17 protein-coding genes and 5 pseudogenes are annotated in these 23,397 nt (G+C 71.0%); 6 read left to right on the top strand and 16 right to left on the bottom strand.

Annotated elements, in window-relative coordinates; all coding sequences use genetic code 11:
* Window positions 1-12: 12 nt before the first annotated feature.
* Together PH203_RS07310 and PH203_RS07305 are read right to left on the bottom strand one after the other, a co-directional pair.
* A pseudogene (locus tag PH203_RS07310) lies at window positions 13-207 on the bottom strand (alpha/beta hydrolase); the annotation flags it as partial.
* A 158-nt stretch (window positions 208-365) separates the two neighbouring features.
* Window positions 366-914 (bottom strand): annotated as a pseudogene (locus PH203_RS07305) (thiamine pyrophosphate-dependent enzyme); the annotation flags it as partial.
* A 227-nt stretch (window positions 915-1,141) separates the two neighbouring features.
* Here PH203_RS07305 and PH203_RS07300 point away from each other — a divergent pair.
* Together PH203_RS07300 and PH203_RS07295 are read left to right on the top strand one after the other, a co-directional pair.
* Window positions 1,142-1,465: pseudogene (locus PH203_RS07300) on the top strand (helix-turn-helix domain-containing protein); the annotation flags it as partial.
* 203 nt (window positions 1,466-1,668) lie between these two features.
* A complete protein-coding gene (locus PH203_RS07295; protein WP_289917666.1) occupies window positions 1,669-2,247 on the top strand; it encodes a DNA starvation/stationary phase protection protein in 579 nt (192 codons plus the stop codon).
* Window positions 2,248-2,281: 34 nt separating this feature from the next.
* On the opposite strand, the gene PH203_RS07290 is transcribed toward PH203_RS07295, so the two are convergent.
* Together PH203_RS07290 and PH203_RS07285 are read right to left on the bottom strand one after the other, a co-directional pair.
* Entirely contained in the window at window positions 2,282-2,899 is a 618-nt protein-coding gene (locus PH203_RS07290) for a DsbA family protein (RefSeq protein ID WP_289917664.1), read from the bottom strand.
* Between the two features lie 43 nt (window positions 2,900-2,942).
* Entirely contained in the window at window positions 2,943-3,965 is a 1,023-nt protein-coding gene (locus PH203_RS07285) for a 2-dehydropantoate 2-reductase N-terminal domain-containing protein (RefSeq protein ID WP_289917662.1), read from the bottom strand.
* Between the two features lie 56 nt (window positions 3,966-4,021).
* Between PH203_RS07285 and PH203_RS07280 the strand changes: the two genes are divergently transcribed.
* Window positions 4,022-4,858, top strand: a complete 837-nt coding sequence (locus tag PH203_RS07280) for a transglutaminase-like domain-containing protein (protein ID WP_289917660.1) — start codon at window positions 4,022-4,024, stop codon at window positions 4,856-4,858.
* On the opposite strand, the gene PH203_RS07275 is transcribed toward PH203_RS07280, so the two are convergent.
* Window positions 4,827-5,378 carry a DUF1697 domain-containing protein gene (locus PH203_RS07275; RefSeq protein ID WP_289917658.1) on the bottom strand — a complete coding sequence of 184 codons (552 nt, stop codon included), beginning with the start codon at window positions 5,376-5,378 and terminating at the stop codon, window positions 4,827-4,829. The two genes, PH203_RS07280 and PH203_RS07275, sit on opposite strands and share 32 nt — an antisense overlap.
* Before the next feature lie 251 nt (window positions 5,379-5,629).
* Between PH203_RS07275 and PH203_RS07270 the strand changes: the two genes are divergently transcribed.
* Window positions 5,630-7,894, top strand: a complete 2,265-nt coding sequence (locus PH203_RS07270) for an MMPL family transporter (protein WP_289917657.1) — start codon at window positions 5,630-5,632, stop codon at window positions 7,892-7,894.
* A gap of 107 nt (window positions 7,895-8,001) precedes the next feature.
* Here the strand turns inward: PH203_RS07270 and PH203_RS07265 are convergent.
* From PH203_RS07265 to PH203_RS07240, 6 genes and pseudogenes are all read right to left on the bottom strand, one after another.
* Window positions 8,002-8,846 (bottom strand): annotated as a pseudogene (locus PH203_RS07265) (methyltransferase domain-containing protein).
* A 4-nt stretch (window positions 8,847-8,850) separates the two neighbouring features.
* Window positions 8,851-10,126: pseudogene (gene mgt / locus PH203_RS07260) on the bottom strand (macrolide-inactivating glycosyltransferase).
* Complete coding sequence (gene erm, locus PH203_RS07255) at window positions 10,116-10,916, bottom strand: ErmE/ErmH/ErmO/ErmR family 23S rRNA (adenine(2058)-N(6))-methyltransferase (RefSeq protein ID WP_289917655.1); 801 nt, start codon at window positions 10,914-10,916, stop codon at window positions 10,116-10,118. Before erm ends, mgt begins: the two are co-directional and overlap by 11 nt.
* Window positions 10,917-11,182: 266 nt before the next feature.
* A complete protein-coding gene (locus tag PH203_RS07250; RefSeq protein ID WP_289917653.1) occupies window positions 11,183-12,457 on the bottom strand; it encodes a sugar ABC transporter substrate-binding protein in 1,275 nt (424 codons plus the stop codon).
* Window positions 12,457-13,290: a carbohydrate ABC transporter permease gene (locus PH203_RS07245; protein ID WP_289917652.1), complete on the bottom strand. Its 834-nt coding sequence runs from the start codon at window positions 13,288-13,290 to the stop codon at window positions 12,457-12,459. The genes PH203_RS07250 and PH203_RS07245 overlap by 1 nt, the downstream gene beginning before the upstream one ends.
* Window positions 13,287-14,222 (bottom strand): sugar ABC transporter permease, encoded by a 936-nt coding sequence (locus PH203_RS07240; protein ID WP_289917651.1) that lies wholly within the window; start codon window positions 14,220-14,222, stop codon window positions 13,287-13,289. Before PH203_RS07240 ends, PH203_RS07245 begins: the two co-directional genes overlap by 4 nt.
* Window positions 14,223-14,443: 221 nt before the next feature.
* Between PH203_RS07240 and PH203_RS07235 the strand changes: the two genes are divergently transcribed.
* Window positions 14,444-15,307 carry an aminoglycoside phosphotransferase family protein gene (locus PH203_RS07235; protein WP_289917649.1) on the top strand — a complete coding sequence of 288 codons (864 nt, stop codon included), beginning with the start codon at window positions 14,444-14,446 and terminating at the stop codon, window positions 15,305-15,307.
* Window positions 15,308-15,326: 19 nt separating this feature from the next.
* On the opposite strand, the gene PH203_RS07230 is transcribed toward PH203_RS07235, so the two are convergent.
* From PH203_RS07230 to PH203_RS07215, 4 genes are all read right to left on the bottom strand, one after another.
* Window positions 15,327-16,049, bottom strand: coding sequence for a 3'-5' exonuclease (locus tag PH203_RS07230; RefSeq protein ID WP_289917647.1), 723 nt, complete (start codon window positions 16,047-16,049; stop codon window positions 15,327-15,329).
* A gap of 127 nt (window positions 16,050-16,176) precedes the next feature.
* On the bottom strand, window positions 16,177-17,448 hold the full coding sequence (locus PH203_RS07225) for an SAV2148 family HEPN domain-containing protein (protein ID WP_289917645.1): 1,272 nt from the start codon (window positions 17,446-17,448) through the stop codon (window positions 16,177-16,179).
* Window positions 17,449-17,533: 85 nt separating this feature from the next.
* Window positions 17,534-18,859 carry a copper amine oxidase gene (locus PH203_RS07220; protein WP_289917644.1) on the bottom strand — a complete coding sequence of 442 codons (1,326 nt, stop codon included), beginning with the start codon at window positions 18,857-18,859 and terminating at the stop codon, window positions 17,534-17,536.
* A gap of 56 nt (window positions 18,860-18,915) precedes the next feature.
* Window positions 18,916-19,731: a Tat pathway signal sequence domain protein gene (locus PH203_RS07215; RefSeq protein ID WP_289917641.1), complete on the bottom strand. Its 816-nt coding sequence runs from the start codon at window positions 19,729-19,731 to the stop codon at window positions 18,916-18,918.
* A gap of 194 nt (window positions 19,732-19,925) precedes the next feature.
* Here PH203_RS07215 and glgX point away from each other — a divergent pair, with 194 nt between their 5' ends.
* Window positions 19,926-22,046 (top strand): glycogen debranching protein GlgX, encoded by a 2,121-nt coding sequence (gene glgX / locus PH203_RS07210; RefSeq protein WP_289917638.1) that lies wholly within the window; start codon window positions 19,926-19,928, stop codon window positions 22,044-22,046.
* Here glgX and PH203_RS07205 read toward each other — a convergent pair.
* Window positions 22,043-23,356, bottom strand: a complete 1,314-nt coding sequence (locus PH203_RS07205; RefSeq protein ID WP_289917636.1) for an MFS transporter — start codon at window positions 23,354-23,356, stop codon at window positions 22,043-22,045. The two genes, glgX and PH203_RS07205, sit on opposite strands and share 4 nt — an antisense overlap.
* Window positions 23,357-23,397: the final 41 nt, after the last annotated feature.

The raw sequence follows: 23,397 nt of genomic DNA, 5'->3' as shown, positions 1-23,397 counted from the left end.
GGGCTGGGGCTGTCAGTGTCCGGAGCGCACGGAACGAACCGCGCGCAGGATCAGGTCGGTGACGGGCCCGGGATCGCTCACTGACACTGCATGGGGTGCGCGCACGGTGACGGTATGAGCGCGGGCGCGCTTGGCCATCCACCGCTCGGCGGCCGGCGGGATGTTGCGGTCCTCGGTGGCGACGAGATACCAGCTGGGTATCTGTTCCGTAAGCAGTTCGCGGACGGCCTGACGTGCGTTTCGAGCCGGTTCCCGGCGGTGTGTTTGAACTCTATGGGCGGCGGGCGCGGGTTGGTGGTCCGTCGATGCCCTGGTCGTAGCCTGAGCGCGCCCCAGGCAGCCTGGGACAGGTGGCCGCCGTGCCCTCAAGGACGCGGGATGTTGCGCAGGTTGGCCCGGGCCAGGTCGATCATTCGGCCGACGCCGCCCGTGAGGACGGTGCGGCTCGCCGACAGTGCGAAGCCGGTGACCTGCTCGGTGGTGATCTTGGGGGGAACCGCGAGGGCGTTGGGGTCGGTGACGACGTCCACCAGTGCGGGTCCGTCGTGGGCGAAGGCGGCGCGGAGCGCCTCGCGCACCTCTGCCGGCTTCTCCACGCGGATGCCGCGTGCGCCGGCCGCGGTGGCGATGGCGGCGAAGTCGGAGTGCGGGTAGTCGGTGCCGTGCGGCGGCAGTCCGTCGACCATCATCTCCAGGTCGACCATGCCCAGCGACGAGTTGTTGAAGACGACGACCTTCACCGGCAGCCCGTGATGGACGAGTGTCAGGAAGTCACCCATCAGCATCGAGAAGCCACCGTCGCCCGACAGTGACACCACCTGCCGGGACCGGTCGAGGAACTGTGCGCCGATGGCCTGCGGCAGCGCGTTGGCCATGGAGCCGTGCGAAGGCGGTGACCCGCGTCATCGTTGACGCCGTCCGATCCTTCAGTTGAGCTGGACGGCCGGGCAGAGATCCCTTTCTGCCCGGCCGCGTTGTTCCTCCAGCCGGTCGGTCAGCAGTCGCGGCGCACACCCCCACTGCTCCACCACGCCCGTCAGGCGCTGGACTTCTGCCTTCGAGACCACCGACCGCCTCGATCCGGGCCTGCTTCCAGCCGGGTAGCCGTCCTCCGCCGGCCCGAGCGCCCCGCTCTGTCACATACGAGACGCTGGGCGAACTCGCCGTACTGCTGCGGCTTCCCGATGCGGCGCTCAACGCATCGCTGCTGCCCAGGCCCGTGCGCACCCTGCTGGACAGCCCCGTGGGCCAGCGGCTCGAGGAGACGCTGCGGTGCTTCCTGGAGAACGCCGGCTCCATTCCCCGCACCGCGGAGGCACTGGGCATCCACCGCACCTCGCTCTACTACCGCCTCCGGCAGGTTCAGGAGGTCACCGGGCTCGATCTGGACAACGGCGGTGACCGGCTGGTGCTGCACCTCGGGCTGCGGATTCACACGCTCCTGGAGCCGGACTCGGCCTCCTGAGCGGACGGAGCCAGGTAGCTCCGCCGTACCGCCTTTCGCGTGCGGTCCGCTCCGAGGCGCTGGTGGCCTCCTCGCGGATCCGTGTGGAGGGGCGCCGGGCGCCGTGCGCTGACAGGCTCTGGTGCATGCGCTGCTGGAAAAGGGGACGCGGCGACAGCGCCCTAGCGTCGCTCAAGTACGCACAGCACCGCAGGAGGCAGAACATGACCACCAACTCCCAGCCCCTGAGCGGCAGCCAGCCCTGGCTGCACCAGAAGGGCGAAGTGATCCAGGACTTCGGGACCGTCAAGCAGTTCCCGCTCGGCCTCTCGTACGAGGCCCGGATGTACTCCTGCCAGCGCCTCAACAAGGTCCTGGCGGACACGCAGATCCTCTACGGCCTCTACAAGAAGCACCACTGGCTGATGCGCGGCGCGACCTTCTACCAGCTGCATCTCGTCCTGGACAAGCACGCGGACGAACAACTGGCACTCGTCGACACCCTCGCCGAGCGCGTCCAGTCGCTGGGCGGCGTCGCGGTGGGTGACCCCCGGCACGTCGCCGAGATCACCTCGATCCAGCGGCCCCCGAACGGCGTGGAGGAGGTCCCGGCCATGCTGTCCCGGCTGCTGGAAGCCCACGAGACCATCCTCGTCGAGGCCCACGACGCCGCCGCGCGCACCGCTGAACTGGGAGACGACGGCACCAACGACCTCTTCGTCTCACAGATCATCAGGACCGGCGAGCTGCAGTCCTGGTTCTTGGCCGAGCACCTGGTGGACACGCCCCTCGTCCGGGCCTGAGTGGCGGGGCGACAAAGCCTGAAAGCCTGTCGGCCTAGTCGAAGCTCAGGACTCCCGTGCGGGTGCGCTTGAGTTCGAAGAAGTCCGGCTCGGTGGCCAACACCCGGAAACTGTCGAAGAGTTCGGCCGCCCGTGCACCCCGCGGAATCGCCCGCAGCACCGGCCCGAACCACACCGTGCCGTCGACATGGATCGTGGGCGTGCCCACATAGCCGCCCGAGTCGGGCTCGACACCGGCGTCGTGGCTGCGGCGGACGGCCTCGTCGTACGCGGTGTCGTGCGCGGCGGCGGCGAGATCCGCCGCGAGCCCGAGCTCGGCGAGGGACTCGGTGACGACGGCGTCGAAGTCCTCCTGCTTCCGTTCGTGGATGCGGGTGCCGAAGGCCGTGTAGAGATCACGGAGCACCTTCTCCCCGTGACGTTCCGCGGCGGCCACGGCGACCCGCACCGGGCCGATCGACTTGTCGACCAACTCCCGGTACCAGTCCGGCAGTTCGTTGCCGATGTTGTGCAGGTACAGGCTCATCGCGTGGAAGCGGAGGTCGAGGGGGCGCTCCCGCTCGACCTCCAGCAGCCAGCGGGAGGTGATCCAGGCAAAGGGGCAGGCGGGATCGAACCAGAAGTCGACGCGGGTGGGTTCTGCGGTGGTCATGGCGTCGACGGTAGTGACCTATTGGTCCAGTGCCATGGCCCAATCAAGCACTGCTCGAGTGATCCACTTCTTCCTGCGCCAGCCGTACCAGCTCCCCCACCGGCATCGACCCCGGCGCCCGGCGCTCCCGTGCGAAGGCGTTGGCGAGCCGCTGGAGCAGGTCGTTGAGCGGCGTCGGGACGTCGTGCAGGCGGCCCAGCAGCGCGATCTCGCCGTTGAGGTAGTCGGCCTCGATGGTGCCGGTGCCGCGGTTCAGGGACTGCCAGGAGGAACCGCCGCCGCGGGGGACGCCGTCGAGGGAGACGAGGGTGACCTTGTCGCCACGGGCCGCCCGCTGCTCCTCGGCGTCGACGTAAGCGATGCCGGCGGCGTCGAGCACGGCCGCGCCCTCGGACCGTACGCGGGCCGCCAGGTCCTCCGCCGCCGCGCCGGACAGCGGGCCGCTCACGGCCTCCAGCGCGTTGCCGAGGTTGGCGAGCAGCTTGGCGTACTGCCAACGGGCCACGTCCGGCACGACCGGCGCCTCGAAGTGGGACTTCTCCAGGTCGGCGGCGATCAGCCGGGCGGTCTCGTCGGTGCCGTGCGGGTGGCGGCCCAGGTGCAGGATGCCGGTGAGCGGGGTGCCGGCGGCGCTGACGACGCCGGGCTCGACGAGCGTGCAGGGCAGCCACACGCAGACGCCGTACACCCTCCGGAACGTCCGCAGGGCCAGCCGCTGGCTCTCCACGCCGTTCTGCGCGCAGACCAGCGGCAGTCGCTCGGCCGCCGTGCCCCCGCCGGTCACCGGGGCCGGCCCCCAGGTCTGCAGCGCGGCCACGCTGTCCTGGGTCTTCACGGCGAGGACGAGCACGTCGTCGGCGCGCAGTTCGCCGAGCTCGGCCGGCCCGTCGACGACGGGCAGCCGATGGACGGACTCTCCGTCGGGCACCCGAAGTCGCAGGCCGTGCTCACGCAACGCCGCCTGGTGCGCGCCCCGCGCCACGAGCACGACCTCGCACCCCGACTCCGCGAGCCGCCCGCCGACGACGCCTCCGACCGCTCCTGCTCCGATGATGATGTAGCGCATGGAGCGAGCCTCGCACACTTGACCTTGCCCCTGGGGAAAGGATCAGGGTCACCGGCATGGACGACTATCTGCGACAGACGGTCTTCAGCGACCCGGGCGACCTCGACGTCAGCGGCCTCCCCGTGACGGCGGGGCAATTGGCCGAGACAGTACGAGAGTTGATCATCCACCGGCTGGAGGGCGGGCGCTTCGGCTACGCCATCCCCGAGCAACGGCTGCACGAGGACGCCGAGTCGCGGTACGTCACCGAGATCCTGCGCCTGCTGCGCGAGCGCCGGGACGCGCCGCTCACCGAGGAACGGGCGCCGCATGAGCGGTTCGTGGGCACGTGCCGGGACTTCTCCCTGCTGCTGTGCTCGCTGCTGCGGGCCACGGGCACACCCGCCCGCATCCGCGGCGGCTTCGCGACATACTTCGTGGCGGACTTCCTCGAGGACCACTGGGTCACCGAGTACCGGCTGCCGGACGGGAGTTGGCGGCTGGTCGACCCGCAGGTGCTGCATCCGTCGTACGAGGTGCCGTTCGACCCGTTGGACGTGCCGCGGGACCGGTTCCTGGTGGCCGCGGACGTCTGGCGGGGCTGCCGGGAGGGGCGGATCGATCCCGCGCGGTGCGGTTTCCACTCGGTCGACCGGCTCAGGGGCCTGTGGCTGGTCCGCGCCCGCCTCCTCCAGGACCTGGCCGCGCTCGGCGGGGTGGAACCGCTGCCGTGGGACGGCTGGGGTCCCCGTCAGGTCCGGGACGACGCGGACCTCACCGAGGAGGACCTCGCCCTCCTGGACGCGGCGGCGCGGAACGGGGAGCCGGTGTCCGTGCCGGACACGATCACCTCGTACACCACCTACGGCGGCGTGCGGCGGATCACTCTGCGGCGGTCATCTCCACCAGCTTGAGCACGGTGTTCCAGTTGCGGCTGGTGGCGATCAGCCCCTTGTTCACGCGCGGCTTGGCGAGCTGTTCGGCGAGCTTGGAGCGGCCCAGGCCGTCCGGGGCGTACAGGTACAGGGCGCGGTCGCCGAGGCGGAACTCCTCGGGGAGGAAGGACTGTTGGTCGATGGCGGCGAACCGGTCCGCGTCGACGGGGGCGGAGAAGTAGGTGACGTGGAGCTGCTTGGCCTCCAGTTCGGCGGCCGGGAAGGGGCAGGCGTCGGCGATCGCGGCGAGGTAGGCGTGGTCGCGGACGATGACGTCGACGGAGAAGCCGAACTGCTTCTCGATCGCCCCGGTGAGCTCGGCGGCGAGGGAGTCCTCGTCGCCGTGGTCACAGGCGAAGACGGCCTGGCCGCTCTGGAGGTAGGTGCGGACGCTGTCGTACCCGAGGCCCGCCATCAGCGTGCGCAGCTCGGCCATCGGGAGCTTCTTCGCGCCGCCCACGTTGATCCCGCGCAGCAGTGCCGCATACGTCGTCGTCATGCGGCCACCCTAGGACGGCCCACTGACATCGACCGCCCAGTGAAACCGACGACCCGCTGACATCCCGGCGCCGCCGATAGATGTAAGGGTCACTCTCCTCCCCAGTGGGGAGACGGCGTTGGTCCGAGAGAAGGAGCCCCGTCGTCGCACTTCACCGGGCAGCACGACGAGACGGCTTTATCGGGCCCATACCTTCGAATCGAACGGTGGCGGCAGGGGGCCGTCACCCCATTCAAGGGGGCAAGCCCGTCATGGGGAACGGAGAAACACGCGTGCGGGGCCTCGCGGCCCGGGCCGGCGGCTGGAGCGCCCGGCATCGCTGGGCGGCGGTCGGTATCTGGGTGCTGTTCGTGGTCCTGGCGATGGGACTCGGTTCGGCGGCGGGCCGGGTCGACGTCGACGAGAGCGACGGCCTGAAGGGCGAGACACACACCGCAGCGCAGATAATCAAGGACGCCGACATCGAGGAGCCGGCCGGTGAGACGGTCCTCGTGCAGGCGAAGGACAGCGGTCTGAAGGCGACGGACGCCGAGTTCCGGGCCGCCGTCGACGCGGTCGTCAAGGCCGTCGACGCGACGGGGAAGGTCTCGGACGTCCAGTCGCCGTACACCGCGGACACCATCTCCAAGGACGGTCGCAGCGCGCTGGTGCAGTTCGACATGCGCGGTGACGCGGAGACCGCGGCCGAGCGGGTCGAGCCGGTGCTGAACGCGGTCGAGAAGGTGCAGCAGGACCACTCCTCGGTGCGGATCGAGGAGATCGGCAGCGCCAGCATGCAGAAGACGTTCGACGACGCGTTCGGCGACGACTTCCAGAAGGCCGAGTACTCGGCCGTGCCCGTGGCGCTCGGCATCCTGCTGGTGGCCTTCGGCGCGCTGGTGGCGGCGCTGGTGCCGGTGCTGCTGGCGATCACCGCGATCATGGCGACGATGGGCCTGATGGGCATCGTGAGCCATCTGATGCCGATGGGTGATGTCGCCAACTCGGTGATGCTGCTGGTCGGTCTGGCCGTCGGCGTCGACTACTGCCTGTTCTATCTGCGCCGTGAGCGCGAGGAGCGCGAGGCGGGCCGGGACTCGCAGACGGCGCTGCGGATCGCCGCGGCCACCAGTGGCCGGGCGATCATCGTCTCCGGTGTCACGGTGTGCGTGGCGATGGCGGGCATGCTGTTCACCGGGATCGCGGACTTCGAGGCGATGGGTCTGGCCTCGCTGATCGTGGTGGCGGTCGCCATGGTCGGCTCGGTGACCGTGCTGCCGGCGGTGCTGTCACTGCTCGGCCACCGGGTCGAGAAGGGCAAGATCCCGTTCCTGCACCCGGAGAGCCGTCTGCGCCGGGGCCGCGGCAGCCACGGCCACGCCAAGAATCGGGAGAGCCGGTTCTGGACGGCCGTCCTGAGCGGCGTACTGAAGCGTCCGATGGTCTCGGTCGTCGCCGCCGCCGGTGTCCTGCTCGCCGTCGCGGCCCCCGCGGTAGGCATGAAGACCCAGAACCTCACGCTGGACCAGGAGTTCGGCGACTCGCTGCCGATCGTGCAGACGTACGACCGGGTCAACGAGGCCTTCCCGGGCGGTTCCGAGCCCGCCGAGGTGATCGTCAAGGCGGACGACATCAACGCCCCCGAGGTCACGAGCGCGCTGGCCGCCTTCAAGCAGCAGGCCATCTCCTCGGGCGCCTCGCGCGGCCCGGTGGAGATCAAGCTGCACGACGCGCAGAACGTCGCCTTCGTCTACGTCCCGCTGGTCGGCGGTTCCGACCTCGACAGGGCGGGCGAGAGCCTGGACAAGCTGCGCGACGAGGTACGGCCCGCCACGCTCGGCAAGGTGGACGGCGTCGAGGCTCCGATCACCGGTCAGGTGGCCGGTTCGAAGGACTTCAACGACCAGCTGACCGGCGCGGTCGTCCCGGTCTTCGCCTTCGTCGTGGTCTTCGCCTTCCTGCTGATGCTGCTGTCGTTCCGCTCGCTGACGATCGCGGTCACCTCGATCGTGCTGAACCTGCTGTCGGTGGGCGCGGCGTACGGCATCCTGGTCGCCGTCTTCCAGCACGGCTGGGGCGCGTCCCTGGTGGGCGCGGAGGGCGTCGGCGCGATCATCAGCTGGCTGCCGCTGTTCCTCTTCGTGATCCTGTTCGGCCTGTCCATGGACTACCACGTGTTCGTGGTCTCCCGGATCCGTGAGGCGCGGCTGCGGGGCCGGTCGACGAATGACGCGATCCAGCACGGTGTGGTCACCACGGCCGGTGTCGTCACCAGCGCCGCGGTCATCATGGTCGCCGTGTTCGGGATCTTCGGCACCCTGTCCATGCAGTCCATGAAGCAGATGGGCGTGGGCCTGGCGGCCGCGGTCCTCATCGACGCGACGATCATCCGGGGTGTGCTGCTCCCGGCGGTCATGGCGCTGCTGGGCGAGCGCAACTGGTATCTGCCGAAGTGGCTGAACCGGCTGCCCGACCTCACGCACGACGAGGCGCCGGAGGTCGTCGCCCACGAGGTGGAGGAGCCTGCCCGGGTGTGACCACCCGCGGCACGGCGCAGGGCCCGTTGGTCACCGGGGAGCCAACGGGCCCTGTGCGTTTGCCTGTTCACCGGGGCCGGGCAGGTGGTCGCCGGTGCGTCGCGTGGTCACCGGGGCCGGTAGGCGGTGGCCGGTACGGAGACGGTGACCTGATCGGGAAGGGAGCCGTCGGCGTGCCGCTCGGCACGGCCCAGGTGACGTGCGCTCGGCGTCATCGCCACCAGGTCCAGGACGTCAGGACCGGTCAGGGGCGCGGGGTACTCCACCTGTTCGGTGACGGCGGCCTCGAAGCAGGGGCCCAGCGCCCGGTGCAGGCGCTGTTCCTTGGCCGGGTCGACCGTGACCGCCGAAGGCCACCGGCCGCGCAGCTCGGCGAGGTGCCGCCCGGTGGGACCGACCACGATCAGCCGGCCGGTCGGGCGCAGGACGCGGTGGAACTCCGCCGGGTTGCGCGGGGCGAACACGTCCAGCACGACATCAGCCACCCCGTCGGCCAGTGGGAAGGGGCGGAAGACGTCCCAGGCCACCGCGGCGGCCCGGTCGTGGACACGGGCCGCCGAGCGCAGCGCGCGCACCGATGTGTCCAGGCCCAGACCGCGGGCACCGGGCAACCGGTCGAGCACGCCGGCCAGGTGGTACCCGGTGCCGCATCCCACATCCACCACCGTGGCCGGTCCGGACGCGGCGTCGGCCGCCATACGGGCCCCACCCGGCGGATGGGTGCGTAGGCGCCGGTGGACAGGAACCGGTCCCGGGCCCGGACCATGGCCGCGTCGTCACCGCTGGTGGCGCGGGTGCCGGTCAGCAGGCCGGCGTAGCCGCACCGGGCGATGTCGAAGCTGTGCCCGCTCGGGCAGCGCAGCGCCCCGCGGTCGGGGTACAGGCGGCCCGCTCGGCACGCGGGACAGCACAGCAGGTCGAGGGAGCGTTGCAGGGCGGAGGGAAGCGACACCGGCCTAGCGGGCGAGGTGCGGCCGCGTCGCCGGACGAGCGGGCAGCTCGGCCTCGATGAGGTCGGCGGCCCGGTGGGTGCCGCCCTCCTTCGCCATCTCGGCCTGGATGTCCTTCAGCCGCCGGGCCACCTCGGGGTCGTCGACGAGGGTGAGGGCGGTGGCCCGCAGGGTCTCGGCGGTGGCCTCCTCGGTGGGGACGACCCGGGCGACGCCGAGGGCCTGGAGCATGTCCGCGTTGCCGAACTGGTCCACGGCCTGCGGTACGGCGATCATCGGCGTGCCGGTCGCGAGGCCCTCCTGGCTGCCGCCGGCGCCGGCGTGGGTGACGAACAGATCGGCCTGTCGCAGCACCGCCAACTGCGGTACCCACGAGGACACTTCGACGTTCGCGGGGATGTCCCCCAGCTCGGCCGGGTCCACGCTCGCCCCGATCTGGAGCACCAGGTGCCAGCCGGGCAGGTCGCCGAAGGCCTGCACGCACTCCCGGTAGAAGCCGGGCTGCTTGGTGAAGGCCGAGCCGAGCGAGACGAGGACGACCTTGTCCGCGTCGGCGGGCCGCTGCCACTCCCCCTCGGCGGCGCGGTCGCCCTGGCAGGCGCCGACGAAGGAGTGCACCTTCTCGTCGACGCGGTCGGCGTTGGGCTGCAGCGCCTTGGGGATGAGGACGATCGACCGGTCGGGCCGGCCTGCGAACGGGTCGGGGTGCAGGGTGATCCCGTTCTCCTCCAGCCAGCCCTGGAAGCGGGCGTAGTACGCCTGCCCCCGCGCGGTCTTCTTCGGCTCCGCCCACATCGGCTCGGCGACCTCCTTCTCGTAGCCCTCCCAGGCCACGAGGTTCGGCGAGAGCGAGACTGCGGGCACGCCCCAGCGGTGGGCGAGCACGCGGGCCGGGTAGGAGGTGATGTCGTGCAGGACGAGGTCCGGTTCGTCTCCCTCGTACGCCTCGATCAGCTGCGGCAGCGCCTGGATGGCGTCGGCGAGGAAGGGTTCGACGTTGTCGAGGAGGGTGCTGCCCCACGCCTCCGGGTCGGCGCCGGGCCCGGGCAGGGTGGAGTTCCAGAGCTTGGGCTCGGCGCCGGTCGCGGCGACCTTCTCCGCGAACACCGGCGGGATCGCGTACGTCACCCGGTGGCCGCGTGCGACGAGCTCGCGGATGACGTCGAGGCTCGGGTTCACATGGCCGTGGGCGGCGACGGAGAACATGGCGATGTGTGCGGGAGTGGTCATGCCGTCGAGACTAGACGAGACGAGACGTCTCGTGCAACTTGTTAAGGCTCAGGGACGCCCACGAACCCGCTGAGACTTGCGTGCAGCCGCAGCCACCGCGCCGGGGACACCTCCCCCACCAGGGCACCCCGGTCGAGATCCGCCGCCCGGAACGCCGCGTCCACCCGCCGCCGTGGGTACGTCCCGCGCAGCGAGGCGTACAGGCTGCCGCCGACTCCGGAGAAGCCGAGCTCGACCAGCCGGCACCAACTCGCGCACCCGGCGCGGTCGAGGAGCGGTGTGCGGCGACGCTCGATGCGTACGATCCCGGCGTCGACGCGCGGCCTGGGGCTGAAGCTGCTCCGGTCCACCCGTCCGACCAGCCGCCAGTCGTGGCGCGGCCAGCTGCGGACGGTCAGCAGCGTCCAGCTCCCGTAGTCCCCCGTGCGTTTGCGGGCGTACTCCAGCTGCGTGAGGAGCGTGGCGGCGGTGAGGTGCGGGGCGCGCAGACACCAGTCGACGATGTCGGCAGTGCGGGAGAAGGGGACGTTGCCCGCGACGGAGAACGGGGTGCGGGGTGGCGGGGCGGCGAGGAAGTCGCCGTGGACGACCCGGACCTGAGGTGTCTCGGCGAAGCGGGCGCGCAGGCCCGGCAGCAGGCGCGGGTCGATCTCGTAGGCGTGCAGCTGCCGGCACCGAGGGGCGAGCGCGGCGGTCAACGCGCCTTTCCCGGCGCCCACTTCGAGCAGCAGAGGAGTCCTGCTGCGCTGCGGTACGGCGACTCGGGCGAGGTGTTCGACGGCGGCGCGGTCGGTGAGGAAGTTCTGCGAGAGCGCGCGGGAGACGCGCGTGGGGCGGGCCATGGCTGGTGGTCCTTGTCTTCCGGGAAAAGTGAGATGGGCAGCCGAAGGCCCTGACCGGAAGACAGAGGGAAGAGCGAGGTGGGTCACCGCCGCGTCAGCGGATGCCGCTCCTCGGGCCGGTCAGGGCTCCGAGGCGGCGACGCATCCGGATGGAGTGCGTGCAGCCCCGGCCGTGACCGGAGATGGTGATCGCGTTGAAGGCTCCCACGGACGGCACGCTAGGCGCGGTCCGTCGGAGCCGACAACCGAATTACGCCAGCGTCGCTTCAGCGCTGGTAGCGGGCGAGGACCAGGTTGCCGTCCTTCTCCAGGCGTCTGCGCAGGTCACCGAGGTCGATCGCGCCGCTGTAGTACTCCTGGAACGCCGGGGTCGCGACCTTGTCCTTCCATTCGGGGTAGCCGCGCACGGACTGGGCGGGCGCCGAGCGGAGGTGGGTGGCGAGGGCGGTGCCGGTGGCCCAGCCGTTCTCGGCGGTGTGCAGGGCGGGGTCCTTCAGCGCCTGGGTGCCGGTGGGCAGCATCCAGTCGCCCAGCGCGAGGCGGACCATGTTCTCCGGCCGGAGCAGGAAGTCGACGAACTCGACGGCCTCCTTCTTGTGCGGGCTGTCCTCGGCGACGGACAGCGTCTGCGGGCTGACGCCCTGACCGAGTCCACCGGCGCCGGCGGGAGCGGGCAGCACCTGCCAGTCGAAGCCCTTCGGGGCCTGCTGCACGATCTGCTGGCGGTAGGAGAAGCCCAGCGGGACCATCGCGTACCTGCCGCCGAAGAAGCCGGGCAGGGTGTCCGAGCCGCCGCTGCCCAGGGTGGTGGGCGAGGCGCTGCGGTCGGTGTTGGCCTGGTCGTGGATGGTGCGCGGCACGACCTCGTCGCCCTCCTCGAAGCGGATCGTCACCTTGCCGTCGGAGCCCTGGTGGAAGAGCTGTCCGCCGGCCGACAGGGACAGGTTGAGTGTGGCGGAGACGGGCTCCTTGAGCGGCCAGGCGACCCCGTACCTGCCGTCGCCGCTGAGCCGGTCCGTGATCCGCCGGAACTCCGTCCAGCTCCAGGGCCTGTCGGGCGTCGGGATGCGTACGCCGGACTCCTTCAGCCACTTCGCGTTGGCGATGAGCACCCGCGGCTCCTGGAGGAAGGGCACGCCGTAGATCCCGCCCCCGAAGGTCGTCGTCTCCCAACTGCGCTGCGGGATGTCTGACTTGAGCCGGGCGGGCAGCAGGTCGGTCAGGTCGGCGAGATAGCCGCCGTAGGCGAAGTCCGCGAGGTCGTCGGAGGCGTCGTGGATGATGTTGGGGGCCTCGCCGCCCTCGAAGGAGGTGAGCAGCTGGTCGTGGACGCTGTCCCAACTGCCCTGGACGTACTCGACCTTGACGTCCGGGTGGGTCGCGTTCCACTCCTCGACCAGCTGCCGGTTGGCCTCGACGGACTCCTCCTGCCAGGCGAGGGACTGGAAGCGGAGGGTGACGGTGCCGTCGTCGGACGTGCCGTTCGCGCCGGTACAGGCCGTGAGCAGAAGCAACAGGACGAGGATCGCTCTCGTGCGCATCAGCTCTTCACCGCCCCTGCGAGCATCCCGCCGGTGATCCGCCGCTGGATGACCGCGAAGACGACCAGTGAGGGCAGGGTCGCGAGGAACGCGGCCGCGGCCAGCGGGCCCAGGTCGGCGACACCCTCCGCGCCGATGAAGTGGGTGAGGACCACCGGGAGGGTCTGTTTCTCCGGGGTCTTGAGCAGGACCAGCGCGAAGAAGAACTCGTTCCACGCGGTGATGAACGCGAACAGTGCCGTCGCCGCGATCCCCGGCGCGAGCAGCGGCGCGGTCACCGAGACCAGCGTGCGCAGCTTCCCGGCCCCGTCGACGGCCGCCGCCTCCTCCAGTTCGGCCGGCACCGCGCGGACGTATCCGACGAGCATCCACAGCGCGAACGGCAGCGACCACACCACGTACACCAGCACCAACCCGAACAGGGAGTTGATGAGATGGAGGTTCTTCAGCACCAGGAACAGCGGGATGATCACCAGCACCAGCGGGAACGCCTGGCTGACCACCACCCAGCCGGTCGCCGCCCGCGCGAGCAGGGTGCGGTGCCGGGCCATGACGTAGGCCAGTGGGGTCGCGATCAGTACGGCGATCAGGGCGGCGCCGAGCGCGGCGAGCAGGGAGTTTCCGGCGGCGCGCAGGAGGGGCTGTTCGTCGAAGGCCTGGCGGAAGTTGTCGAGGGTGGGGTCCTCGGGGATCCAGGCGGGGTGCAGACTGCCCAGTTCCCGGGGGGACTTGAAGGCGGTGGAGATCAGCCAGAGGAAGGGGAAGGCGAGGAAGACGAGATAGGCGAGCAGGGCGGCGTACTGTCCGACGCGGCCCGTGGTGCTGGTCCTCATGCCTCGTCACCTCCCTTGAGCCGGCCCGCCAGGAAGACCGCGAGGAGGATCGAGATCACCGCGACCATCACGCATCCCATCGCCGCCGCGTATCCGAACTGCCCGTAGCGGAAGGCCTCTTCGTAGGCGAAGAGCATGGGCAGGCGGGTGCGGCCGCCGGGGCCGCCGCTGGTGAGCACATAGACCAGGGCGAAGGAGTTGAAGTTCCAGATCAGGTTGAGCGCGACCATGGCCAGGGCGACGGGCCTGAGGGCGGGCCAGGTGACGGTCCAAAAGCGCCGCCAGGGCCCGGCTCCGTCGCACGCCGCGGCCTCGTGCAGTTCGCGCGGGGTGTTCTGCAGACCGGCGAGCAGGGCGACCGTGGTGGTCGGCATGCCGGCCCAGATGCCGACGACGATGACGGCGGGCAGGGCGGTGGCCAGACCGCTCAGCCAGTCGCGGCCGTCACCGAGGCCGAGGTCGCGCAGGGTCTCGTTGAGGACCCCGGCGTCCGGGCTGTAGACCAGGCGCCACATCACGCCGACGACGACCTCGGGCATGGCCCACGGGACGATCGCCAGGGCGCGGGCCAGCCAGCGCAGGCGCAGGTCCTGGTTGAGCAGCAGGGCGAGGCCGAGCGCGAGCAGGAACTGCGGGACCGTCACCCCCACGGCCCACACCAGGCCGATCCGGAACGACTCCCAGAACAGCGTGTCGTGCAGCAGGTCCTGGAAGTTCAGGGTGCCGATCCACTGGGTGGCACGGGTCCGGCCGGACTGGGCGTCGGTGAACGCCAGCAGGATGCCGTAGACCAGCGGGCCGACGCTCAGGCAGAGGATCGGGATCAGGGCGGGCAGTACGAGGAACCAGGCTCCGCGGTCCACCGTCCGGCGGTCCCCGCCCGCGCGGGGCGCGCCGCGCGTCGACCGTTTGGTCACGGTCACTGTTGTCACGTAATCGGCTCCTTTGCGCGGCTCGTGACAGTCCGGCCCCTCGGGGGCCTCCGTCATGGTCGTGAAGGGGATATGGGTCGTCAAGGCACCGCGCACACCGTCCGACCTGTGCGAATGCGAGACTGACCGGTGGATGGCGGGAAGTCGACGGTGTGTGCGCGAGCACATCGGCGGATCCGGGACATCCGGTACCGGCAGGTGTGAGGACACGGAGGCGGACGATGGACGAGGCACGGGCGCGGGACGTACTGGCCGCGGCGGGGGTACTGCCGGGGCCGGCGGCTCAGGCTCAGCTGCTCGCGCTCGGCGAGAACGCGGTGTTCGCCGCTGGTGATCTCGCCGTCAAGGTGGGCCGGGACGCCGAACTCCTGGACCGGGCGCGGCGGGAGCTCGACATCGCGCAGTGGCTCGCCGAGGCGGGTGTGCCGGCGGTGCGGGCGGCCGAGGCGAAGGCGCTGCTCGTCGAGGGGCATCCGGTGACGGTGTGGCACCGGCTGCCGGACCCCGTACGGCCCGCCGAGCCCCGGGATTTGGCCGAACTCCTACGGGTGGTCCATGCCCTCCCCTCTCCTTCCTTCGCCCTTCCGCCCCGGGAGTTGCTGGGTGGTGTGGAACGGTGGCTGCGGCTTGCGGGTGAGGCGATCGATCCGGCGGACGCGGCGTATCTGCGGGAACGGCGGGACGGGTTCGCGGCGGCCGCGGCGGCGCTCACCCCGCAGCTGCCGCCCGGCCCGATCCACGGTGACGCGCTCCCCCGCAATGTGCACGTCGGGCCCGACGGTCCGGTCCTCGTGGACCTGGAGACCTTCTCCTCGGACCTGCGCGAGCACGACCTGGTGGTGATGGCCCTGTCCCGGGACCGGTACGGGCTGCCCGCGGGCGCCTACGACGCGTTCACGGGCGCGTACGGCTGGGATGTGCGGGAGTGGGCGGGGTGCTCGGTGCTGCGGGGCGCCCGGGAGACGGCCAGCTGTGCGTGGGTCGCTCAGCACGCCCCGAGCAACCCCCGGGCGCTGGCCGAGTTCGAGCGGCGGGTGGCGTCCTTGCGGGACGGGGACGAGACGGTGCGGTGGTATCCGTTCTGAGTGCTTCGGCCCCGAAGGCTCAGACGGTTTCGTCCGCCAGCTCCCTGAGCGGCCATGTCCCGTCCACCACCGCGTCCGCCTCCCCCTTGCGGCGCAGGAAGCTCTGGAAGTCGGCCGCCCACTGCGCGTACCACTCGATCTGGCGGCGGTGGAGCTCCGCCGGGCCGAGGGAGGCGATCTTGGGGTGCCGGTCGGCTATCGCGCAGGCGAGCTTCGCCGCGGCCAGGGCGTCCGCCGAGGCGTTGTGGGCCGCTTCGAGCGGGACTCCGTACTCCCTGCAGACCGCTTCGAGGTTGCGCTTGCCACGGCGGTAGCGGTCGACGGAGCGGTCGATCGTGTAGGGGTCGATGACCGGGGCCGGGTCCACGCCGCCCAGGCGGTCCCGGAGGGAGGGCAGGGCGTGGCGGCGCAGCTCGGCCGAGAGCAGGGTGAGGTCGAAGGCCGCGTTGTAGGCGACCACCGGGACGCCGGTCTTCCAGTACGCCGTCAGGACGTCGGCGATGGCGTCCGCGACCTGGTCCGCCGGGCGGCCCTCCGCGGTCGCTCGTTCATTGCTGATCCCGTGGACCGCGACCGCGTCCGCCGGGATCTCCACGCCCGGATCCGCCAGCCACTCGCGGTGTCCGAGGGGCTGCCCGCCCCTGACCTCGATCACGGCTCCCGTGACGATGCGCGCCTCGCGCGGATCGGTCCCGGTCGTCTCCAGGTCGAAGCCGATCAGCAGCTCCTGGTGCCAGCCCATGCGGCGGCCCCCCTTCTTGGTGGTGCTTTCCCCCAGTGGTCTCCACCATCCCATGCGCCACTGACAATCAGAGGACTGCCTTCCGCTTCCTCCCGCCTTCCGCTTCCCCGTACCTCCCGCGCGACTTTCAGGACACCGGGCGCGAATCCACCCAAGTCGTCTCGAATTCCTCGCGGTAGGTCGGGAAGAGCCCACTGTCGTCGATCTCCCCCGGCTTCACCACCTTGCCGCCGTTGCGCAGCACCAGCACCGGCGCCTCCATGCCCCGGGACCGGCGCAGATACGACTGCACGACGGCGACGCCGTCCGAGCCGTCGCCGTCCACCAGATAGGCGGTGAAGCGGGGCGTCTCGTCGTAGACCTGGATCTCGAAGGCGCCCGGGTCGCGCAGCCGGGACCGCACCCGGCGCATGTGCAGAATGTTCATCTCGACGGCACGGCTCAACTCCCCGCGCTTGATGCCGAGTTCACGCTCGCGTCGCTTGACGGCGCTGGAGGCCGGGTTGAGGAACAGCAGCCGCACCCGGCAGCCGGCCTCGGCCAGGCGCACCAGCCGGCGGCCGGAGAAGTTCTGCACGAGGAGGTTGAGGCCGATGCCGACGGCGTCGAGGCGGCGGGCGCCGCCGAAGATGTCCTCGGCGGGGAACTGCCGCAGCAGCCGCACCCGGTCCGGGTGCACGGCGACCACGTCCGCGTACCGGTCTCCGACGAGGTCCTCGACCGCGTCCACGGGCAGCCGGCGCGCGGACGGCACGTCGCCGCCCGCGACGAGTATCTCCAGCAGACGCGCCGAGGCCCGCTCGGCCTGGCCGAGGACCGCCTCGGACAGGGCCCGGTTGCGGGAGACGACGTTGCGGGTCACTTCCAGTTCGTCCAGGGCGAGTTCGACGTCCCGGCGCTCGTCGAAGTAGGGCTCGAAGCACGGCCAGTGCTGCACCATCAGCTCGCGCAGCTGCGGCAGGGTGAGGAAACTCAGGACGTTGTCGTCGGCCGGGTCGAGCAAGTAGCCCTTGCGGCGGCTGACTTCGCGTACGGCGACCGCGCGCTGCACCCATTCCTGGCCCGCCGGCCCCGCCGCGGCGACCACCCAGTCGTCGCCGTGGACGGGTTCGTAGATGGGACGCAGAACGGCGGCCACGACCGCGCGCAGCCGTTGTTCGACCAGGTTCAGCCAGATGTAGGCCCGGCCGGCTCGCTGAGCGCGCGTACGCACCTCACGCCAGGCGTCGGCGTCCCAGTCCAGCTCCGGCCCGATGGAACCGGCGGCGTCCATGGGCCGTGCCAGCGACACCGTGCCGGGCGGGACGTCTGCGGAGTTCCCCTCGTGACCCTCGTCACCAGGGGGCAACTCCAGCCCTCCCGAGCCCACCCGCGCACCGCCTTCCGCTCCCCCGAGCACTCCCGGGGGACTCGCCCCACCCAACGATCAAGGAAGGGTACTCCGGGAGCGGTCGGCGGTGCAGCCGGATGGACAGGGTCGTTTCTCAACTACCGCGTATGTAGTCGCCGTTCTGCCCGGCCAGGTCCGCCGGAGTGAGCGGATTCATAGCCGTGACGTCACGCGGGACGACGGAGAAGCCCTGCCAGTGGACCGGCATGGGCTGCTGGTCCTCGTCCCTGGCTATGTGGTGGAAGCCCACGTTGACCCAGGCGACGGGGTGGGTGAGGGTCTGGCCGTTCACCCACTTGTCGACGAACCTGGGGTGACCGGCGGCGCACTTGGGGTTGTTGCTGGCGAACAGCTCGCACTTGTTGTACTGGGTGAAGTACACGTCGTGCTTGGTGTAACCGCGCGCCGGGAAGCGGGTGCTGGGGCCGGGGACGAACTCGTAGGAGCGCGCGTGGCCGTCCTTGTTCTTGCCGGTCGCGCTCACCACCCGCCACCAGCGGTAGCTCTTGGCGTCGCCCGCGGTCTCCTTGGTGATCTTCGTGGGCGTCGTCTTGGTGGTCGGGGGCCGGTTGCCGCGCGGGGTGACGGTCGAGTCGTACTGCTCGATCCGGTTCTTGGTGGAGCCGTCGAGGGCGAAGTCGAGCCGCCACAAGACGTTGTGGCTGTGGCTGGTGGCCCGCGCCTTGGGACCCTTGCCGATCGGCATGCCCTGGCCGTCGCCCGCGTCGTAGTCCCACGGGGAGAGGGTGCCGGTCGCGCCCACGTTCATGTTGATGGTGCCGTCGTCCTGGAAGCGCCACTCGGTCATGTACTCGTACCAGCCCACCTGGTTGACCGCGTACACGAGAAGGTCCTTGCCCTGGGTCTGGTAGACCTTGTTGCCGGTGTCGGCCTGCATCCGGTAGGCGTGGCCACGCGCGCGCGTGGTGGTGCACAGGCCCTTGACCTTGGTGCTCCTGCCCGCCTGCGGGTCCGGGACCTTGACCGTCTTGATGGTGCCGCCCGGGCACTCGGCCGACGCCAGGGGCATCAGGCCCTGGGCGAAGCCCTCGTCGGTGAGGTCGTGGAACTCCTGCCTGCCGTTGTCGTAGGGGACGTGGATCTGGCCGAGCCGGCCGCTCTCCAGGACCTTGATCGGCTTGGCCTCGCCCTTGGGCTGGTAGGAGATGTCGTCCAGGATGAGGCCGGCCATCCCGTCGTAGCGCCAGCACATGCGCCAGGTCGTGCCGGTGGCGAGCTTCTGCTCGATGCGGTAGGCGGCGGAGCAGTCGGCGGCGGCCGCCGCGGCGGCCCTCGGCTGGGCGGCCTTCGGCTGGGCGGTGGCCGGTCCGGCTCCGGTGGTCAGGCCGGCGGTCAGTGCGGCCACGGCGAGGCCGAGGGCCGTCCGGTTCCGGGCACGGCTCAGTCTGTTGACGGGCATGGAGAAGTGACTCCCTCGCAGGAGGTGCAGGTTCGGAAAGTGGACGAAGGCCGGGATCAGTGGTCGAGTTCGACGACCTTGCGGGCGCTGAGGTCGATCACCAGATACCTGGTGTCGATCCACGGCCCGTTCTTGACCTTCGTGAACAGCCGTACGCAGCGGTGGACGCCGCAGCTGTCGAGTGCGGCGGGCTGGGCGCCGGGCACGGACTCGTGGATGCCGCCGCTCAGCTTCAGCTGGGACGGGGAGGTGAGTTCCTTGCCGGTCGCGTCCTTGTAGTCCGCCTTGAGGCCCGCGCCCAGCGGGTCGGCGATCAACAGGCTCGCCGCCTCGGCGGTCTCGGCCCGGCTCGGCGCCGGCTGGACGCCCTGCCGGCTGACGGTGTCGACGACCTTGCCGCTGTCGAGGTCGACGGTCTTGGTGACGAGGGTGTCGTCCTGGTAGTCGTAGTACGTCACATCGGCCCGCCGGGAGGTGCCCGCGGCGCCGCTCTCGGGCTCGGCGAGGTCGACGGTCAGCTGCTGCGGACCGCGCTCGCCCTCGACGTCCTCCGTCGCGGCGAACGTCTGGCGGTTCACCGCGAGCTTCTGGGCGCGGGCCATCTCGTCGTCGGTCAGCGGGTCGCTGCCCCGGCCCTGGTCGCCCTCGGCGGGGGCTTCCTCGGCGACACCCGGTGCCACCGCGTTGCCCTGCTCGTCCTGCCCCAACGGCTGCGCGGCGGCCGCCTGGCCGCCCGCACCCGCCTTCGTCCCCGTGTCGTCGGCCCCGGCCGTCCCGGGCAGGGTGATGCCGACCATCACGGCGGTCGAGGCCACCGCGATGGCCGTACCGGCCACCACCTTGCCCAGATGGCGGCGCACTGTCTCGCGCACGTCTTCCCCCTACTCCCCCTGGTCGACGGGAGTATGTGATTGCCCCACAGGTATTTCGTGCCGCACGCGAGTACTCGCGTGCGGCACTGGTCGACCGGTAAGAGGGACGTAAGTCATAGGTGGTTCCATCACTTTCGGGGAGACTCGGGAGCAAGGCGCCCCGGCGGCGCGCGCTAGCTGAAAGAGTCGGGTCCATGCAGGTCTGGCCTGGAGAGGCGTATCCACTCGGTGCCACGTACGACGGCGCCGGCACCAACTTCGCGGTCTTCACGGAGGCCGCGGACCGAGTAGAGCTGTGTCTGCTGCACGACGACGGCTCGGAGACGGCGGTGGAGCTGCGGGAGAGCGACGCGTTCGTCCGGCACGCGTATCTGCCCGGGGTGATGCCCGGTCAGCGCTACGGGTTCCGGGTGCACGGCCCGTACGCCCCGGAGCGCGGGCAGCGCTGCAACTCGGCGAAGCTGCTCCTCGATCCGTACGCGCGCGCGATCAGCGGGGCGATCCAGTGGGGCGAGGAGGTCTACGGCTATCACTTCGACGCCCCGGACAAGCGCAACGACCTGGACTCGGCGCCGCACGCGATGACGTCGGTCGTGGTCAACCCGTACTTCGACTGGGGCGACGACCGCCGCCCGCGTACCGACTACCACCACACGGTGATCTACGAGGCCCATGTGAAGGGCCTCACCATGCGCCACCCGGGCCTCCCGGAGGAGCTGCGCGGCACCTACGCCGCTCTGGCGCACCCGGCGATCATCGAGCACCTCACGGAGCTCGGTGTGACCGCGCTGGAGCTGATGCCGGTGCATCAGTTCGTCAACGACCACCGGCTGGTCGACATGGGCCTGGGCAACTACTGGGGCTACAACACCATCGGTTTCTTCGCCCCGCACAACGCGTACGCCTCCTGGGGCGACCGCGGCCAGCAGGTCCTGGAGTTCAAGTCGGCGGTCCGGGCGCTGCACGAGGCAGGCATCGAGGTCATCCTGGACGTCGTCTACAACCACACCGCCGAGGGCAATCACCTGGGCCCGACGCTGTCCTTCCGGGGCCTGGACAACGCGTCCTACTACCGCCTCACGGACGACCCCCGCTACTACATGGACACCACCGGCACCGGCAACTCGCTGCTGATGCGCTCCCCGCACGTCCTGCAGCTGATCATGGACTCGCTGCGCTACTGGGTCACCGAGATGCATGTCGACGGCTTCCGCTTCGACCTCGCGGCGACCCTGGCCCGTCAGTTCCACGAGGTGGACCGGCTGTCGTCCTTCTTCGACCTGGTCCAGCAGGACCCGGTGGTCTCGCAGGTGAAGCTGATCGCCGAGCCGTGGGACGTCGGCGAGGGCGGCTACCAGGTGGGCAACTTCCCGCCGCTGTGGACCGAGTGGAACGGCAAGTACCGGGACTGCGTGCGGGACCTGTGGCGCGGTGAGCGGCGTGCGGTCGCGGAGTTCGCGTCCCGGCTGACCGGCTCCTCCGATCTGTACCAGGACGACGGGCGGCGGCCGCTGGCCTCCATCAACTTCGTGACCTGCCACGACGGGTTCACGATGCACGACCTCGTCTCGTACAACGACAAGCACAACATGGCCAACGGCGAGGAGAACCGGGACGGCGAGAGCCACAACCGGTCCTGGAACTGCGGCGTCGAGGGCGAGACCGACGACCCGCACGTCCTTCAGCTGCGCGCCCGCCAGATGCGGAACTTCATCGCCACGCTGATGCTGTCCCAGGGCGTGCCGATGCTCAGCCACGGCGACGAGTTCGCCCGCACCCAGCGCGGCAACAACAACGCCTACTGCCAGGACAGCGAGCTGGCGTGGGTGCAGTGGCCGGAGGAGGACGGCGAGGTCTTCGGCGACATGCTGGCCTTCACGCGCGCGATGGTGTGGCTGCGCCGGGACCACCCGGTCTTCCGCAGGCGCCGCTTCTTCCACGGCCGGCCGGTCGAGGGCACCCACGACGAGCTCTCGGACATCGCCTGGTTCACCCCCGAGGGCGAGGAGATGACCCAACGGGACTGGGACCGCGCCAAGGCCTCGGCCCTGTCCGTCTTCCTCAACGGCAACGCGATCTCCGAGCCCGGTGCGCGCGGCGAGCGCATCAGCGACGACTCCTTCCTGCTGATGTTCAACGCCTCGCACAAGACCCTGGACTTCGTGGTCCCGGTCAACCACGGCCGGCAGTGGCAGGTCGTCGTCGACACCGCCCGCGCGGACGGGGTCCCGCCGGGCACGGGCCCCAAGGTGCAGGCCGGGGACCGGCTGACACTGGTGGACCGGAGCATGACGGTGTTGCAGCGACCGGTCTAGGAACCCCCGGAGGGCACGCGCGCGTGGGGCGTGCCCTCGGCGACTTCGGCACCTCGGGCGTCTTGTGCACTTTGGGTGACTTGTCCTCCTTCGCCGCCTTCAGTGCTTCGGGCGTACGACGTCGGCCGCGCCGTCAGTGCGAGCGCACAGGCGAGTGCGGCCGCGAGGATGCCCGCGCCGAACGCCGCGGCCGGGCCGTACGCCTCGGCGAGGCGCCCCGTTCCGGCGATCGCGAGGGCCTGCCCGCCCACCAGGGCGCTCGTCGCGAACGCCATCGCCTCGGCGAGCCGCGCCTGCGGCACCGCGCGCTCGGTGAGCCCGAACACCGTGATGAGGTGCGGGGCGCAGGCGAGGCCGAGGGCCGTGACTACCGCGTACAGGGCGATCAGGCCGTCCGTCCACAGCAGGGGCAGCAAGAGCGCGAACGCGGCCGCGGTGGCCAGGCGCCAGCGGGTCGTCAACGGTATGCGTGCGGGTACGGCGGCCATGGACAGGCCCGCCACGGCACTCGTCACGCCCATCGCCGCGTAGACGAGACCCGCCTGGTCGCCCTGCCCGAGGCGGTCGGTGAGCGCGGTGATGCCCGCCTGGCAGGCGCCGAACACGGCGCCCTGGAGGGCGAGAGCGACGCGGAGGGCGTGGACGGCGCGGGGCATGCGGGGGCGCGCACCTCGGGTGGGTGAGGGGACCACCCCGGTGGCGCCTGTCGTCGCCGTCGGATGCAGCGCGAAGCCGCTTCCGCAGACAGCCACCAGCACGGCCGCTCCGCCCATCGCATACGCCGGATGCGCCACGACCGCCGCGACGCCCACCAGCGCGGGACCGAGGACGAAGGAGATCTCGTCGAGGGTGCTCTCGAAGGACAGGGCGGTGGCGACCGTGCCGTCGGGGGCGCCGGCGCGGCGGGCCAGGGACACCAGGCGGGCGCGGGCCAGGGGGCCGATCAGCGGTACCGTCGCGCCCGCCGTAGTGCCGAGGAGGGCGAGGGCCGGTGCGGGCAGCCCGGCCAGTGCTCCGGCGACGAGCGCGGTGACGGCCAGGGCGTTGGCGAGGGCGAAGCACAGCACGACCGTCCGCTGGCCGTGCCGGTCGGCGAGCCGGCCCACCAGCGGGCCGCAGGCCACCTGGCCCAGGGCGAGCGCCCCGCCGGTCAGCCCCGCGGCGGTCAGGGAGTCGCTGGTGCGGGCGACGAGGAGGACGCTGCCGAACTGGATGGTGGCCGTCGGCAGCCGGCCGAGGAAGGACATGACCGGCAGCAGTGGCCCGGTCAGGTCGACGACCTCGCGATACGCGCGTCCCATGGTGCCCATCGCCCGAAGCTAATGCACGCGCGCGGGGGGACGTGCAGGGG

The organism is Streptomyces sp. S.PB5 (assembly GCF_030403745.1).
In the GTDB taxonomy this organism is placed as follows: Bacteria; Actinomycetota; Actinomycetes; order Streptomycetales; family Streptomycetaceae; genus Streptomyces.
Note: the sequence above shows the minus strand (reverse complement) of the source record. Positions and strands in the feature narration are given on the sequence as shown.